At 42.9% G+C, this 16,387-nt stretch carries 11 protein-coding genes and 5 tRNA genes; 15 read left to right on the forward strand and 1 reads right to left on the reverse strand.

Features of this window, described 5'->3' with window-relative positions; all coding sequences use genetic code 11:
- Positions 1 to 84 precede the first annotated feature (84 nt).
- The 10 genes from rsmG (at position 85) to ACZ48S_RS05230 (ending at position 8,863) form a co-directional block, all read left to right on the forward strand.
- A complete protein-coding gene (gene rsmG / locus ACZ48S_RS05185) occupies positions 85 to 807 on the forward strand; it encodes a 16S rRNA (guanine(527)-N(7))-methyltransferase RsmG (protein WP_464211569.1) in 723 nt (240 codons plus the stop codon).
- A gap of 65 nt (positions 808 to 872) precedes the next feature.
- Positions 873 to 2,402, forward strand: coding sequence for a R3H domain-containing nucleic acid-binding protein (locus ACZ48S_RS05190; RefSeq protein WP_464211570.1), 1,530 nt, complete (start codon positions 873 to 875; stop codon positions 2,400 to 2,402).
- Position 2,403: 1 nt separating this feature from the next.
- The gene (gene tmk / locus ACZ48S_RS05195) at positions 2,404 to 3,027 is read left to right on the forward strand and encodes a dTMP kinase (protein WP_464211571.1); all 624 of its coding nucleotides are present in this window, start codon (positions 2,404 to 2,406) and stop codon (positions 3,025 to 3,027) included.
- Between the two features lie 22 nt (positions 3,028 to 3,049).
- Entirely contained in the window at positions 3,050 to 7,435 is a 4,386-nt protein-coding gene (locus ACZ48S_RS05200; protein ID WP_464211572.1) for an FG-GAP-like repeat-containing protein, read from the forward strand.
- Positions 7,436 to 7,487: 52 nt separating this feature from the next.
- Positions 7,488 to 7,560: transfer RNA gene (locus ACZ48S_RS05205), tRNA-Lys, on the forward strand.
- Between the two features lie 34 nt (positions 7,561 to 7,594).
- The gene (locus ACZ48S_RS05210) at positions 7,595 to 8,383 is read left to right on the forward strand and encodes a DUF7839 domain-containing protein (RefSeq protein WP_464211573.1); all 789 of its coding nucleotides are present in this window, start codon (positions 7,595 to 7,597) and stop codon (positions 8,381 to 8,383) included.
- Between the two features lie 83 nt (positions 8,384 to 8,466).
- Positions 8,467 to 8,542: transfer RNA gene (locus ACZ48S_RS05215), tRNA-Phe, on the forward strand.
- 32 nt (positions 8,543 to 8,574) lie between these two features.
- Positions 8,575 to 8,662 (forward strand) — tRNA-Leu (locus ACZ48S_RS05220).
- Between the two features lie 23 nt (positions 8,663 to 8,685).
- Positions 8,686 to 8,759 (forward strand) — tRNA-Gln (locus tag ACZ48S_RS05225).
- Between the two features lie 29 nt (positions 8,760 to 8,788).
- A tRNA-Asn gene (locus ACZ48S_RS05230) sits at positions 8,789 to 8,863 on the forward strand.
- Between the two features lie 320 nt (positions 8,864 to 9,183).
- Here ACZ48S_RS05230 and ACZ48S_RS05235 read toward each other — a convergent pair.
- Positions 9,184 to 9,771 (reverse strand): phosphatase PAP2 family protein, encoded by a 588-nt coding sequence (locus ACZ48S_RS05235; RefSeq protein WP_464211574.1) that lies wholly within the window; start codon positions 9,769 to 9,771, stop codon positions 9,184 to 9,186.
- A 278-nt stretch (positions 9,772 to 10,049) separates the two neighbouring features.
- On the opposite strand from ACZ48S_RS05235, the gene ACZ48S_RS05240 reads away from it, so the two are divergent.
- From ACZ48S_RS05240 to ACZ48S_RS05260, 5 genes are read left to right on the forward strand one after another with little or no spacing between them, the layout of a single operon-like run.
- A complete protein-coding gene (locus ACZ48S_RS05240; RefSeq protein ID WP_464211575.1) occupies positions 10,050 to 11,807 on the forward strand; it encodes a formate--tetrahydrofolate ligase in 1,758 nt (585 codons plus the stop codon).
- 11 nt (positions 11,808 to 11,818) lie between these two features.
- Complete coding sequence (locus ACZ48S_RS05245; RefSeq protein WP_464211576.1) at positions 11,819 to 13,723, forward strand: ASKHA domain-containing protein; 1,905 nt, start codon at positions 11,819 to 11,821, stop codon at positions 13,721 to 13,723.
- Complete coding sequence (locus tag ACZ48S_RS05250; protein WP_464211577.1) at positions 13,720 to 14,505, forward strand: ATP-binding protein; 786 nt, start codon at positions 13,720 to 13,722, stop codon at positions 14,503 to 14,505. The genes ACZ48S_RS05245 and ACZ48S_RS05250 overlap by 4 nt, the downstream gene beginning before the upstream one ends.
- Positions 14,495 to 15,403, forward strand: a complete 909-nt coding sequence (locus ACZ48S_RS05255) for a bifunctional 5,10-methylenetetrahydrofolate dehydrogenase/5,10-methenyltetrahydrofolate cyclohydrolase (RefSeq protein ID WP_464211578.1) — start codon at positions 14,495 to 14,497, stop codon at positions 15,401 to 15,403. The genes ACZ48S_RS05250 and ACZ48S_RS05255 overlap by 11 nt, the downstream gene beginning before the upstream one ends.
- Positions 15,404 to 15,428: 25 nt before the next feature.
- On the forward strand, positions 15,429 to 16,370 hold the full coding sequence (locus tag ACZ48S_RS05260) for an acetyl-CoA decarbonylase/synthase complex subunit delta (RefSeq protein WP_464211579.1): 942 nt from the start codon (positions 15,429 to 15,431) through the stop codon (positions 16,368 to 16,370).
- Positions 16,371 to 16,387 lie beyond the last annotated feature (17 nt).

Raw genomic sequence — 16,387 nt, forward strand, 5'->3', positions numbered from 1 at the left:
CTCTCAGCACTCTAATCCCTTGCGGTCTGGTACCTAAGCATAGCACACAGACTAAGTTATAAACAAAATGATATAATCTCAACAGTGAATACCAAACCGCTCGTATTGCGCCAATATACAACTGAATTAGGACTATCACTATCCGACTATCAGTTGAATTTATTCAATGTATATCTACAGCAACTCACGTATTGGAATACGCATTTTAATTTAACATCAGTTACTGATACAGACGAAATACAAACCAAGCATTTTTTGGACTCCTTAACATTGGTATTGAGTAATATTTCTTTTAAAGAACAAAATATGATAGATATAGGCAGTGGTGCCGGCTTCCCAGGATTAGCACTGAAGATAGCCATTCCATCTATTCATATGTCTCTGCTGGAAGCCACAGGTAAAAAGTCGAATTTCCTTAAACAACTGATTAAATTATTAGATATGGACAACACAATAGTCATAAATAAACGAGCTGAAGCTACGGCTCATGAATACAATCACCGTGAGAGCTACGATATTGCTGTTTCACGCGCTGTTGCTCCATTAAATACTTTATGTGAACTATGCCTTCCTTTTTGCCGTGTCGGAGGAACTTTTATCGCCATGAAGAAAGGTGAATTGAATGACGAGTTAAGCTTGAGCCAAACCGCTATTGATATTCTAGGGGGCAAACTAACGGCAGTTGTCCCGTTAAAAGTAGATATTTTAAACGATGACCGAAAATTAATCATAATTAACAAGATCAAGCCTACACCGGATATTTACCCCCGTCGCCCCGGCATCCCTGCAAAGAAACCAATTGTGTGAACAATTTGCCCAGGCCATAATATCAATTGTAGAATACGGCTGATATACACTTATGGAGACAATTGTTGCCTAATTTGATTACCGATGATCTGGGCGCTCTCCTGGATATCCTGCCCCCGGAGATCCGTCGCCCTCTTAATAAACAAACCGATCTCAATCAGCTATTAGAAGTTATTATGGACTTAGGACGTCCTCCGGAGGCCCGCTTTCCCAACAATGAGATGGTTTTGAGACCGGAAGAAGTAACTGAATCCGATATTGACTATGTAACTACCCGAATCAGTGATTTTGGTGGTGATAACCGCGCTGGAATTGAACGCACCTTACACCGTATCTCAGCTATCAAAAACCGCAAAAACAAAGTTATTGGTCTAACATTACGTGTCGGACGAGCGGTATTCGGCACTATAAAAATTATCGAAGACCTTATTCAATCGGGTAATAGCATTCTCATAATGGGCCGTCCAGGAGTCGGTAAAACCACTATGTTACGGGAAGTCGCCAGAGTTTTGTCTACCGATTTTAAAAAACGCGTTGTTATTGTTGATACTTCCAACGAGATTGCCGGGGATGGGGATATTCCGCACCCAGCTATAGGTCGTGCCAGACGCATGCAGGTCACCGCACCGGACATGCAGCACGCAGTTATGATAGAGGCTGTAGAGAATCACATGCCTGAAGCAATTATCATTGATGAAATAGGAACTGAGCTTGAAGCTCAAGCTGCTCGTACTATTGCTGAAAGAGGAGTTCAGCTTGTTGGCACCGCTCACGGTAACACATTAGCAAACCTGATGCAGAACCCTACTCTGGCCGATCTCATAGGAGGGATTCAAGCCGTAACCTTAGGTGATGAGGAGGCTAAACGCCGGGGTACCCAAAAAACTGTTCTTGAACGCAAAGCCCCACCCACATTTAATATTATCGTTGAAATACAAGAAAGAGCACAAGTGGCAATACATAGTGATGCCACTGAAGCGGTGGATGCCATTTTAAGAGGTAATCCTCCTGATACCGAAGTGCGTTCAATTGATGAAGATGGAAATATTAAAAAAACATTTCGAACTGCCCCTAGAGAAAGCAACGAGAGAACGTCTGGGCAGAATCTCCATGCCGTAAATGAATCTACCCAGATATATTTATTCGGTATCAATAGAGGTCGCCTTGAAAAGGCCGCTGAAGAAATGGGCGTTAAAATCTCAATAACAAATAAAATTGGGAGCGCGGATATTTTGCTTACATCGAAAAATTACTTCCGGCGCCGCCCTCAGCGGATACGGGAAGCGGAAGACCGCAATATACCTGTATATGTTCTTAAGAGTCACACCCCTATACAGTTCAAGCATTTTCTATCTTTACTTAATCGGCGCAATGGGAGTATTGATAGTCTAGAAGAATCAGTTGACACTGCTTTATCTGAAGCCAAAAAAGCTGTTGATGCAGTAAATAACGGAACACGCAAAGTTGCATTATCTCCGCAGACATCCTATATACGGAAAATCCAGCATCTAATTGCAGAACGTAATCAACTGACTTCCGCAAGTAGCGGAAAGGAACCAAAGAGAAAAGTCAACTATTATAAGGACCCTTCTTAATATGCCTCTGTTTATCACATTCGAAGGTTGCGAAGGTTCAGGCAAAACCACACAAGCCGCTATCCTTTTCGAGAGAATGCTTAATGCTGGCTACAAAGCCGTCTTGACACACGAGCCGGGCGGAACCGAGTTCGGTGAAGAGATTACCCGTATATTAAAGTGGGCTGAGCATGACCCAATTTGCCCATTGTCTGAACTATTATTATTCAACGCTTCCCGTGCGGAGTTGATTGCGAAAATTATCAAGCCTTCACTTGATAATAATCAGACAGTTATTTGTGACAGATACACTGACTCTACAATAGCCTACCAAAGTTTCGGGCGAGGTCTTTCGCTGTCCTCGGTGCAGGCTATCAATACCTTAGCCACCCAAGGATTAATTCCCGACATCACAGTTTTGCTGGATATGCCAATCCAAACTGGACAATATCGAAAACGAACACATAAAACCGACCGCTTTGAACAAGAAAATGAGTTTTTTCATCAAAGAGTGCGCGATGGCTATTTGCGTTTGTCGAAAGAGTCCCCTTCAAGATGGTTTGTGATTGATGCTGGTCAATCACAAGAACAGATCTCCAATATGATATGGAATCAATTGAAAAGCTATTTCGACCGTTTTACCTAACAAAATAATAAATATCTACCAAATGAAAGGTGCACAAGTGAAATACTTCATTATCCTGTTTCTTTTTTTGACATCCTTTTTATTTCAAGCAGACTCCGCGTTTGAATTCTCCAAAAATTTAGATACCGGTATCCATTCCAGCCATGAATTGTTAGGCTCAATCAATAAACAGAGATCAATTAATCAGGCATTAGCCAATTCTCTCATCCCTGCTGGTCCAGCAGTAAATTATAGGTATTTACATCAATCTACTGAAGGCGCCGTTTTTGCGGTTGATTCGGTAAATCCCGAACCTAACCAAAAATCTATCGCAATAGACTCCAGTATCATTATTAGCTTCAATGAATCTATCAATGAAAATACTGTTAATTCAAACACTTGCGCAATATTCGGTTCCTTTTCCGGGATAGTCTCGGGAACATTTTCAAAAACATCTGCCAATACAATTAGATTTACCCCCGACTCGAGCTTTTATCCGGGAGAAACAGTAAGCGTTATTCTAACAAAAAGAATAGAAAGTCAGGACAATAATGCTTTGGTTGACTCATTCAACTGGCAATTTATCACCGGCGGTGTTTCGGGGCCTGGTAATTTCCTTCAAGGGCAGTCAATAGGAGATACTAAAAGCAATGACTTGTCTCTCGGTGACCTTAACAAAGATGGCTTTATTGATGTATTTTTTGCGAATGAAGGTAAAAATGAAGTCTGGCTTAATGACGGAAATGGTAACTTTTCACTTCACTGGGTTTCCGATGATTCCAATGACAGCCGTGCTGTTGCCTTGGGGGACATCGACGGTGATGATGATCTTGATGCTTTCATAGCAAATGATGGAGAAAATTTCATCTGGCTAAATAATGGTAATGGTACTTTTATCGATTCCGGTCAGTCTATCACCAGCAGGGCCAGCAGAGATGTAGCGCTTGGCGATATTAACGGTGACGGACATTTAGATGCAATCGTAACCAACTTCGAAGATGCCAATATCATATCGTACAATGATGGAACTGGGAACTTTTCTATTGAACAGTCTTTTTCCAATACAAACAGTAAAAGCAATGGACACGCCATCGGAGACCTGAATAATGATGGACATCTCGATATCTTTATCGCGAACACCGGTAGTAATGAAATATGGACCAATGACGGCGACGGGACTTTGACACCATCCTGGACTTCAGAAGATTCAATGATTAGTTACAATGTCGAGTTGGTTGACTTAAACAATAATCAGTTTTTGGATGCTTTTGTGGCTAACGGAAATGCCAATAACGAAGTCTGGTTGAATAATGGCAACAACACTTTCGGGAAAAGTAGTCAAAATATTGGCGATAATACGTGGAGTACTGACATTGTCCTTAATGATTTTAACGGTAATGGTAATATTGATGCTTTTGTAGCTAACGGTATACTCGCTAACCCAAACAGTTTCTGGGCAAATGATGGCGATGCTACATTCGCGGATAGCAGTCAATCGCTGGGACAATCCAGCAGTTTAGGAGCAGCCGGAGCTGATCTTAACGGTGACGGCACAATTGACGTTATGACAGCAGAAGGCGGTGCCAACCAAATCTGGTTTAATGCCTCACCAGGTATAACGTTGATCTCCCCTGAATCAGGCGAAAACTGGTCTCTTGATTCGGAACAAACCATTCAATGGACCTCATTTAATGTCAATAGTGAGGTAGCGATAAGAGTATCTTATAATGGCGGGGCGGACTGGACAAACATAACCACCGGCACATCTAATGATGGAATGTTTACATGGACAGTCAACGGTTATCCCACTGAACAAGCCATGATTTCCGTATCCCCGACGGCAAACCCCGAATTGGGGAGCGTTTCGGATGCATTTCAAATATCCAGCCCCCCTCCTGCCGCTTATGATGATTATTATGACGTCAACCAAAATATGACATTAGAAATCCCTGCGACTTCCGGCCTATTACGCAATGATACCTACTATGATATAACCAACTTAAGTTTCCATATTATGGAAAGTCCAACCCAAGGCAGCCTTAACCTTAACGATGATGGTTCATTCACCTATACTCCAGTAGCTGGCTATAGCGGAGATGACTATTTCACGTACACTATTTCAGATGGGATAAACGTATCAAATATTGCCACAGTAACCATCACGATAATTTATATGAACACTCCTCCTGTTGCCCATGATGATAATTATACGGTAAATGCAAATGAATCCTTAGTGGTTAATCAGGAGGAAGGTGTTATTGCAAATGATACTGATATTGACAGCGATTTACTAACTCCAATACTGGCAGAAAATACTTCACATGGCGTTCTTGTCTTAAACAACGACGGTTCTTTCCATTACACACCCGATGCAGAGTATTCAGGCTATGATACCTTCACCTACAAATCTCATGACGGTACTGAATATTCTAATAAAGCCACGGTGCTGATCCATGTTGAGAATAAATCTCCGATTATCAAGATGCAGCCTGCAGATATCGACCTCATCTATGGTGAAGATGCTTCCTTTGAAATATCAGCGGAAAGCGATTCGGAAATATCAATTGAATGGCAATTCAGCGCTGATGGTGGAGTTACGTGGACAACTATTACAGGCGCTGATGATTACTTATTGTTAGTTGAAACTCCTAGTATTGAGCGCACCAAGCATCAATTCAGGGCTGAATGCTCAAATTCATATGGAACTGCCATCACATCTGCCGCCGAACTAACGGTAAACCCGAGACCAATAACGATAACCGCCAGTAACCAAACAAAGATTTACGGTGAAGATGACCCTCCCCTTGGCTATATCATCACCGAAGGAACGCTTGTTGGTAGCGACAATGTATCAGGATCTCTTATCAGAAATACCGGTGAGAATGTTGGAGCTTATACAATCAACCAGGGAACATTATCCCTGAACCACAATTATAGCATCACGTTTATTGAAGCCAATCTAGTAATTGAGCCAAGGGAAGCATCGGTTATCCCAGAAAATAAAAGTAAGTTTTTAAACGACCCTGACCCGGCGTTAACTGGAACTCTCAGCGGCTTTTTATCGAATGACCACATTGCCGTAAGCTATAGCCGCTCTCCCGGCGAAATTATTGGCAACTACGATATTTTCGCCGAACTAAGCCCTCCTGAAAAATTGCTCAACTACAACATCACTTACCACACAGGCACCTTTTCAATTGTAAAAGACCCCACTCCATCAATAACTGTTCTACCGGCAGACCAATCAATCATATACGGAGAAAACGCTCAATTTTCCGCGGTAGCATCGGGAAATCCCAGCCCAAGTATCCAATGGCAGCTGAGTACCGATGGGGGTAATAACTGGATGGTTATTAGTGGAGCGAAAAACACCTTACTAAATATTTCCAAACCGTCAGTTGATATGGATGGTTACCTCTACCGAGCTGTGTTCAATAATGATCATGGTTTAGTTAGTACCGAACCTGCAAAATTGACTGTAACTCGCAAAGTGGTAATACCAGTCGTCACGGTACAAGATAAAGTATACGATGGTTTTCTGCCGGCTACAATCATATCGAAGGAACTGCAGGGCCTTATTGATGGTGATAATGTTTATTTGATTTGCGGACAGGCAGTATTTAACACGAAATCAGTTGGAGATAATAAAACTGTCGAAATATATGATCTTGAACTATCCGGGCCCGACGCGCACAACTACATGCTTGAATCCACATCCACATTAACCCAAGCATCTATTCTTGCCCCAATTTTTGATAGTGATGACTTTGATCTACAAAAATTGACCGGCACCGGTATCTTGGGAAATTTGCCATACATTGATAACAGTGGAAATACACTGAGTACTGGAAAAGTGATTACCCACGACGGCCACCTAGAGATTATCATTGAAGCTGACACATCACTAATCAATAGTTCCGAGTTACCTATATCATCACTTTCAGTTGCCCCCATCCAAGAATTACCAGAGATTCCTGGGCAACAATTACTTCTCGCATATCAATTAGGCCCCCGAGGAAGTCATTTCAATCCCGGTATTAGTTTAGAATTCAATTATGAGGGAGTGGTGCTGCCAGACACTATTGATGATACTGATCTGTATATCGGATATTGGGATGGTACTAAATGGAATGAATTAAATTGCCAGGTTGATACTAACAACAAAACTGCAACTGTTTTGATAGAGCACTTTTCGATATTTGGATTGCTGGCTACTGTCCCACCACACCAAGATAGTGAAACCCCCCTACCTACATCTAATCCACCCCCCACCCCAACTGACAATAAGCCAACAACAAAACCTGATTCAGATGCCACAAACCCAGCACCAATTTCAGAACCGACCAATTCAGTGTTCAATTACTTTCTCGCAGCATTTTTCGGTGCTTTAGGGGTTGGAATTATCTTGTTACTAACCAGACCCCGATGAACTAGACAATTTGCGAAGACAAGCTCATTTTGTTAAACTCATCAGTGCGCATGGGCCGTTAGCTCAGTTGGTAGAGCACCTGACTTTTAATCAGGGTGTCACAGGTTCGAGACCTGTACGGCCTACATCTTTCTCCCTCCTGTATTTTGAAAGGCTACCATGTCTGATATATTACAAAATAAAAATTCCGCTACTAGATTTCAGATATTAGTTGAAATTGCTTCCAAAGGACCAGCAGTTGAGCAAAAAACAATAGCTACCCAGTTAGATATTACCCCGCAAGCCGTTTCTGAATATCTAAAACACCTTATTGCTGAAAAACTAGTAGATGCCGAAGGTCGTTCTCGTTATCGTTTGACTTCCGACGGTGTAAACTGGATATTAAAACAGCTCAGAGACCTCAATACTTATATTGATTTAGCGGAAAAAGCCGTCACTGATATATCTGTTAACGCAGCAATTTCATTAGATGATATCAAAGAAGGGCAAGAAGTTGGCCTTTTAATGATGGACGGTATTTTGGTAGCTGGCAACAGTATTATTGATGCTGGAGCTAAGGGAATTGCCGTAAACTCCGCTACAAACGGTGAGGACGTAGGGATTACCGGAATACACGGCATAGTCCCTTTGAATCAAGGATCTGTTTTTATCGCTGCTGTACACGGTATTAACAAAGATGGGTCGCGCAAAACAGACCTGGAACGTCTAGCCATATTGGTCAGGGGGCAAAAACATATAGCCGCTATAGGCATAGAGGCTTATGCATCACTACAGAAAATTAATATAACACCAAGATATTTCTATGCCGTGACTGAAACAGTAATTGAGTCATTCCGATATGGTCTCGAAATTATTGTTGTGGTTGTTACTGAGGAACTACCTGACTTAATCAAATCACTAAGCGAAGCTGGCATTGAACCTAATTTTATTGATCTTCGTTCCGATTAACTTCTATTCACTGTTGGCAGAATCATGTCATACAGCTTGACCGAAATATTTGGAACGGCTACAATATCATGCGTTGTCGTAGCGCCGAGGTAGCTCAGTCGGTAGAGCAGCGGACTGAAAATCCGCGTGTCCCCAGTTCAAGTCTGGGCCTCGGCACCAGTTTGTTCTTTAAAATAGTTCGGCTGAAATATGCCGGAGTGGCGGAATGGTAGACGCGGCAGTCTCAAAAACTGCTAGGGGGCGACTCCTGTGTCGGTTCGAGTCCGACCTCCGGCACCAAGCATCTGCCATTACCAGTTTTTTGCCGAGTTGTGTAGTGGTAGCACGAAGGACTTTGAATCCTTTTGCCCAGGTTCGAATCCTGGCTCGGCAGCCATAAAAATAAATTTTATTTATTACATACGTTCCCGAGTAGCTCAGTGGTAGAGCGGTCGGCTGTTAACCGATTGGTCGAAGGTTCGAATCCTTCCTCGGGAGCCATTTTAATACCTGCAGCTATTTCGTAAATTTCCTTTATCCATATTTTCTAATTATTTACGACCACTACTATTTGTCTATGTTTAATGATATACTTGGTGAATTATTGGTGATTCACTTTCGGGGAGGGTAAATGCCGTGTCTGATCAAACTTTGAGTATCATCTATTTTTCGATTTTCATTATTGTCTGCGCGGCATTAATATTTGGCATTGCCAAAGGGTTGATGAAACGTTCCAAAAAATGACTAATATAACGATTGACCCTTATATCATTATTATTTAGGGCTTGATTATCGTTTTTAGTTTAAGTCACCAATATCCGTTAAAGTACTCCGTAAAGAGTGAAAACTAAAATTACTATTCCTGCTGAAGCTAAAGCCCCGATGATGACTTGCCCCAAAGTATGCTGTGCTAGACGCACCCTAGCCCATCCCATTGCTGGAACAATGAGTAACGAAGGTACAGCCCACCATCCGTATATAATATGAAGAATAACCACCATTGCGGCAGCAGTTGAGGTGTGCACACTTATTTTCCACCATAGATTCACGGCTGCAAAAGTTACTACCGTAACCAAGCTGGAGACCAATAAAGCCAATATTTCTGTGGGAGCTTGAAAATAATTCAAACACAACATAGTGATAACAGTAAAAAATATTCCAATTACGTATATCCGATGTCGTTGATGACGTCGATTAGAAAAAAGTGTGTCCATACGTCCTGTACGAACCATTAAAATAGCTATAAGCAAAACGGGTAAAATATTTAGGGCAACAACTAACGTAAACCAGCCTAAGGCCGCCAAAGCATTAGGTGTAGTATTAATCGAAACAGCCGCTAACAGGATGAGTGATATCACCAAAGGGTTTAAGTAATCAGATATATTATTAGCTATTTGATTTTTATTCAATGTAATCACTCATATTAAGAATGGACAAGATCACAGTCATTTTATCAACTCTATCAGAAATCGCACCTTTCTTCCATTAAATTGAATACCGTAATCAGAAAAATTTATTGATCAAAAATCTTAACTAAAGTTTCAGTTGACGAAGATTATATTACTCAATATACTTGAATTAATCTTAAAATTAAAATACTGAGTCCGTACATCTATGTTTACACTCTATACTTGACTCCCAACAAATCTTACAAAAAAACCACTTAAAGGAATACGAATTGGTAAGAATGGACCCCAACCATTTCAAAGACTGGCAAATAGCTGAAGAAGCCGAGAAAACCATGAAGAGAGTGTGCCGGCTAGCTGGGGATTGGGGCATCCTTGATGATGAGTTGATTCCATATGGTCATTATCTGGGCAAACTGGATTATGCGGCTATTAACCGGCGGCTAAAGGGAAAGCCAAATGGTAAATATATTGACATCACTGCCATCACCCCAACACCACTTGGCGAGGGGAAAAGCACCACCACAATAGGGTTGGTACAGGGTTTAGCCAAGCGTGGAGTTAACGTTTCAGGGGCGATACGCCAACCATCAGGCGGACCTACTTTTAATATCAAAGGTAGCGCAGCCGGAGGTGGATTGTCTCAATGTGTTCCACTGGCGCCATTTTCCCTCGGACTGACAGGTGATATTGACAGTATTACCAACGCGCATAATCTGGCAATGGTAGCACTGACCGCTCGTATGCAGCATGAAGCCATCAACACGGATGAGTTTTTAGAAAAACGAAAATTAAAACGTCTCAATATAGACCCCCATAACATCAGCATGCGCTGGGTTATAGATTTTTGTGCGCAATCCTTGAGAGATATCATCATCGGTATTGGCGGAAAAAGTGACGGATATATGATGCGTAGCGGCTTTGCCATCACCGTCAGCTCGGAAATCATGGCTATCATGGCCGTATTTACCAGCCTTGCAGATCTTCGCGAACGTGTAAGTCGAATAGTAGTTGCTTATGATCGCCAGGGTAGTCCTATAACCACCAAAGATCTTGAGGTGGATGGTGCCATGACCGCCTGGTTGGTTAGAGCCTCAAATCCCAACCTGCTTCAGACCATTGAAGGGCAGCCGATTTTGGTACATGCCGGTCCCTTTGCCAATATTGCAGTTGGCCAATCATCCATCGTTGCCGATCAGATCGGCCTAAAGATGTCAGATTATCATGTAACAGAAAGCGGTTTTGGTGCTGATATCGGATTTGAGAAATTCTGGAATATCAAAAGCCGTATCAGCGGATTGAAACCGAATTGTGCGGTAATTGTAGCCACTGTGCGTGCCCTCAAGATGCATGGCGGCGGCCCCAAAGTAACACCTGGCAAATCACTGGACAGTGAATATACCGAGCCGAATCCGGAATTGGTCGAAAAGGGAACAGCAAACCTAACCGCTCATATTGAAACGGTAAAGAAAGCCGGTATGAATCCGGTAGTTTGCATCAACTATTTTAGTTCAGATTCTAACGATGAAATTATGTTGATCAAAAGAGCAGCAGAGAGCGCTGGTGCCCGTGTTGCGGTTTCCAGTCACTGGTTAGAAGGAGGTAATGGGGCACTGGAATTGGCGGATGCTGTAATTGACGCCTGTGAAGAAGAAAGCAGGTTCAGTCTTCTCTATGAAGACAGCCTGCCATTAAAAAGCCGGATCTCCAAGATTGCCCATGAGGTATATGGTGCTGAAGGTGTGACTTATACCTCGGAAGCACTAAGTAAAGCAGACAGGATTGAAGCAGATAACACTAAAGCCGGTTACGCCACCTGCATGGTTAAGACCCACCTTTCATTATCACATGACCCTTCACTTAAAGGCAGGCCTGAGGGTTGGGTATTACCGATTAAAGATATACTTGTATATGATGGCGCGGGTTTCATAGTTCCGGTTGCCGGAGATATCAAACTCATGCCTGGGACTTCATCTGATCCTGCTTTCAGAAGAATAGATGTAGATGTTGAAACTGGTAAGATTAAAGGCTTGTTCTAGAGAATCATATCATGACTGATAGAGTTACGATTTTATTCAAACCTAAAAACTTAAAGACAACTGCTGAAAAAGGGGCTAATCTATTAGAAACAGCCAGACTTGCCGGTATCAATATCACCGCTTCATGCGGTGGTGATGGAGTATGCGGTACCTGTAAGGTAATCATTGAAGAGGGTGATGTTGAGGAAATCGGTACTAACCGACTGAGCATCGACCAAAGAGAAAGTGGGTTCAAGTTGGCCTGTCAGTGTCAACTTTCAACCGACCTGGTAGTAAACATTCCTCCTTCCTCGCTGATGTCAGTAACTGATGGCCACCTTCAATCACTGATTACTAATGCCGAGATCAAATCAGCTAAAAATTGGCGGTTTGCCCCCCTTGTCTTTAAGCAATTATTAACAATACCGCCGCCTCAACTGGCTGACAATTCCAGTGATCTTAACCGACTGAAACAAGCACTTGAAAAAAACGGGGTTTCCAATATCCGATTCAGCCTGGATATCCTAAAAAATTTACCTTCAATTTTACGCGAGGGCAAATGGTCGACAACTCTGACCCTTTCAAAAGAACCAACAGGACTCCGGCTGGTCAACTTAGAACCCGGTGACACCAGAAAACAATGCTTCGGGTTGGTTTTCGACATTGGCACTACCGGTATACGCGGAGAGTTGTTGAATTTAAACGAAGGCCAGGTTTTAGCTCAGGCGGTCGAATATAATAGTCAAAGAAAATACGGCGATGACATTATCAGCCGCATCTCATACGCAGGTAAAACCAATGGGTTGGCAAATCTGAATCAAGCGGTAGTGGCCACCATCAATCAAATGATATCCAATATGGTCAGACAGGCCGGCATCGCCCAAACAGAATTATGCCAGATAGTTATTGCCGCTAATACCACCATGGTTCAACTTCTGCTGGGGATTGAACCTAGGTATTTGCGGCTGAATCCATATGTTCCTGCCGTATCAGTACTGCCCCCACTATCGGCTGGAGAGATAGGTTTGGCCGTTGGAGTTGATGTACCGGTGAATATTGCTCCATCCGTAGCCAGTTATCTGGGTGGTGATATTGTTGCCGGTGTTGTCGGAACCGGTATTTTTCAGCAAAATCAAACCGCGTTATATATAGATATAGGAACAAACGGTGAAATCGTACTGGGTAATTCCGAATGGATGATAGGGGCATCATGTTCCGCCGGCCCAGCTTTTGAAGGGGGTGGAATAACAAATGGCATGTTGGCTACCAGTGGCGCCATTGATTCCCTCCGCATTGAACCGTCAAATGGGCAACCGAGGTTTACTACGATTGGTGGTAACAAACCCAAAGGCATATGCGGCGCGGGAATAATCAGTGCGGCTGCCGGTCTGCTAATCGCCGGTATTATTGATCAAAAAGGACGATTGCAGCCTTCCCAATCAAGATATATCCGCGAAGGTGTTAATGGGTTGGAATTCCTAGTTGTTGGAGCGGAATACACTGAAACAGGCCAAGACATCATAATCACTGAAGCTGACCTGGATAACTTGGTACGCGCCAAAGCAGCAATGTACGCCGGATATCAAACACTGATACAGAGTGTAGATATGACTTTTGACCAGGTTGATGAAGTTATCTTAGCGGGGACATTCGGCAGCCATATTGATATTGAAGACGCGGTAACCATCGGTCTTCTGCCGGATATAGATAGAAATAAGTTTTTGTTTGTCGGCAATGGTTCATTACTTGGCGCCCGTTTGATTAGTTTCTCAACCGAGTTAGAAGAGGCAAGCATAAAAGTAGCCCGCATGCTGACTAATATGGAGTTTTCCGAAAATACATCATTTATGGATAATTATATGGCAGCTCTATTTTTACCTCATACTGAGACAAATCTTTTCCCCAGTTTTGTGAGAAAGGCATCTGATTCGCCGTGACAAGATCAATAGCCATGGCCGGCAAGGGCGGGACAGGTAAAACTACCATCGCCAGCCTGATTATCCGTTACCTGCTGAATCACCAAAGCGAACCAGTACTTGCGGTTGACGCTGACCCGGCAGCCAACCTGGGGTTTGGTTTGGGTATTAACGAAAATATCACAGTCGGTACGATTCTCGCTGAATTCAATAGAAACAAGATAACAATTCCGTCAGGTTTATCAAAAGAAGCGTTCCTCAACTTGAAATTAAATGAAGCAATCGCTGAAAGTCGCGGTATTGACCTTATTACCATGGGACGAGGAGAAGGTGCCGGATGCTACTGCTTCCCTAATAATGTTCTGAAAAATTTTATCAGCAAGCTTATGCCGAACTACAAATATCTGGTATTAGATAACGAGGCAGGGTTGGAACATCTTTCCCGTGGTATGACAGATAAAATTGACCATCTTATATTAGCTTCCAATCATTCGATAAAAGGAATACGGACGCTGGATACAATTCGTCATCTGATAGCTGAGTTGAACCTGAATATTAAACGAATATGGATTGTAATAAACGAAGCTCCGGAGAGTTTGGATCCGCTGGTCAGCGCTGAAATGACTAAACTTAATATGACTCCGGACTTCCTGATCCCCCAAGATAAATATGTTGTCGAATACGATTGGAAACAGTGTTCTTTATTGAATATGGCCGGCGATTCAAAAGCAGTGCAGGCTGTTGACAGCATGATGGATAAAATATCAAGTTTTCATACAAGTGAGGTTAGAGATGGCGGCTAGGGTTATCAGTGGTACGGATATAGCCCGACAAATCCGTGCGGAGTTAAATCAAGAGATACTGGAGTTAAAAACCAACCAAGGTTTAGTACCCTGCCTGGCAACCATTATTGTTGGAAATGACCCTGCTTCGCAAACTTATGTCGGAGCCAAAGTTAAAACCTGTCAAAACCTGGGTATTAAGTCCGCTAATTATCCGCTGCCAGATACAACATCGGAAACAGAATTATTATCTTTGATTGCTGATTTAAACAAAGACCCTGGTATTCACGGGATCTTAGTGCAGGTCCCGTTACCCGGTCACATTGATGAAAACAGGGTCATCATGGCCATCTCTCCCGAAAAGGACGTCGACGGCTTTCATCCGGTCAACGTAGGCCGAATGGTTATCGGGCAATCCTGTTTTCTACCCTGTACACCGCACGGCGTACAAACTCTCTTATCTAAGGAAGGGATCAGTATTGAAGGAACCGAAACAGTTATTGTCGGGCGTTCTAATATAGTCGGCAAGCCTTTAGCCAATATACTGATGCAAAAGGCTCCCGATGCTAATGCCACAGTAACTGTCTGTCATAGCGCTACTAAAGATATTTCTTCCCACACCCTCCGGGCTGATATTCTTATCGCTGCTATCGGCAAACCAAAATTCATCACCGCTGATATGGTTAAACCGGGAGCTGTAGTTATTGATGTTGGTACTAATGAAATTGGACGGACTAGTGAAGGCCGAAGAATCTTGTCCGGTGACGTTGATTTTGATAAGGTAAAAGAAATCGCCAGTGCTATCACTCCAGTACCTGGAGGAGTAGGCCCTATGACAATAGTCATGCTTATGAAAAATACGTTAAAAGCGGCTAAGATTGCTCACGGAATTGATTATCAGGGATATTTTCACACCTAATAAATGATACGGAACTGGAGGTAAAATGACCGTTGAAATACCTAAAATAAACTATAATGGCTCTATACGAACCATCAGTTTTAACAACAATGATAAGGCGGTAGATGTTGGCGGCCAAAACAGCTACCCTTTTTATACATTTGAAGGCAGCATGCCGAATATGCCTCGCATTGCCATGGAAGTCTATGACGAAGCACCGTTAGATTGGCCAAGCGATGCAATGGCACCTTTTACGGATGTTTTGAACGACCCCATTGCCTGGGCAAAAAAATGTATTGAACAATACGGAGCTGAAATGATATGTCTGCAGCTTCAAAGCACTGACCCGAACGGAACAAATAGAAGTGCGGAGGAAGTTGCCAAACTTGTACAAGCCTTGACCAGCGCTGTAGATGTACCTCTAATCGTTTGGGGAACCGCCAATCATGAAAAAGATACCGAAGTATTACGAGCAATAGCCGAGACAGTACAGGATAAACGGCTTGCGCTGGGACCGGTAGAAGAAGGAGATTACAAAAAGATCAGCGCCATGGCCATGGCTTATAACCATATAGTTATAGCCTCCAGCCCAATAGATATCAATTTGGCCAAGCAACTTAACATACTCATGTCCAATCTAGGGGTCAAGGAATCTGATTTAATAATGGACCCAACGGTTAGCGCTATCGGTTACGGAATTGAATACGCCTACTCGGTGATGGAACGCATCCGTATGGCGGCATTAACCCAGCAGGATGAGAAGTTGCAATTCCCTCTGATCTGTAACATTGCACGCGAAACATGGAAATCAAAGGAAGCCAAAATCGAGGAGGCTGATGACCCAGCGATGGGGGATGCGGAGAAACGAGGTATCACATTGGAAGCAATGAGTTCCACATTGTTGCTGATGGCGGGTGCTGACATTCTTATCATGCGTCATCCCGAAGCAATATCCATGGTTAAGGAGTTGATTTCAGAACTTATTTGACCATTCAGCCGAAATGA

The organism is Dehalogenimonas sp. NIT-SK1, from assembly GCF_055384165.1.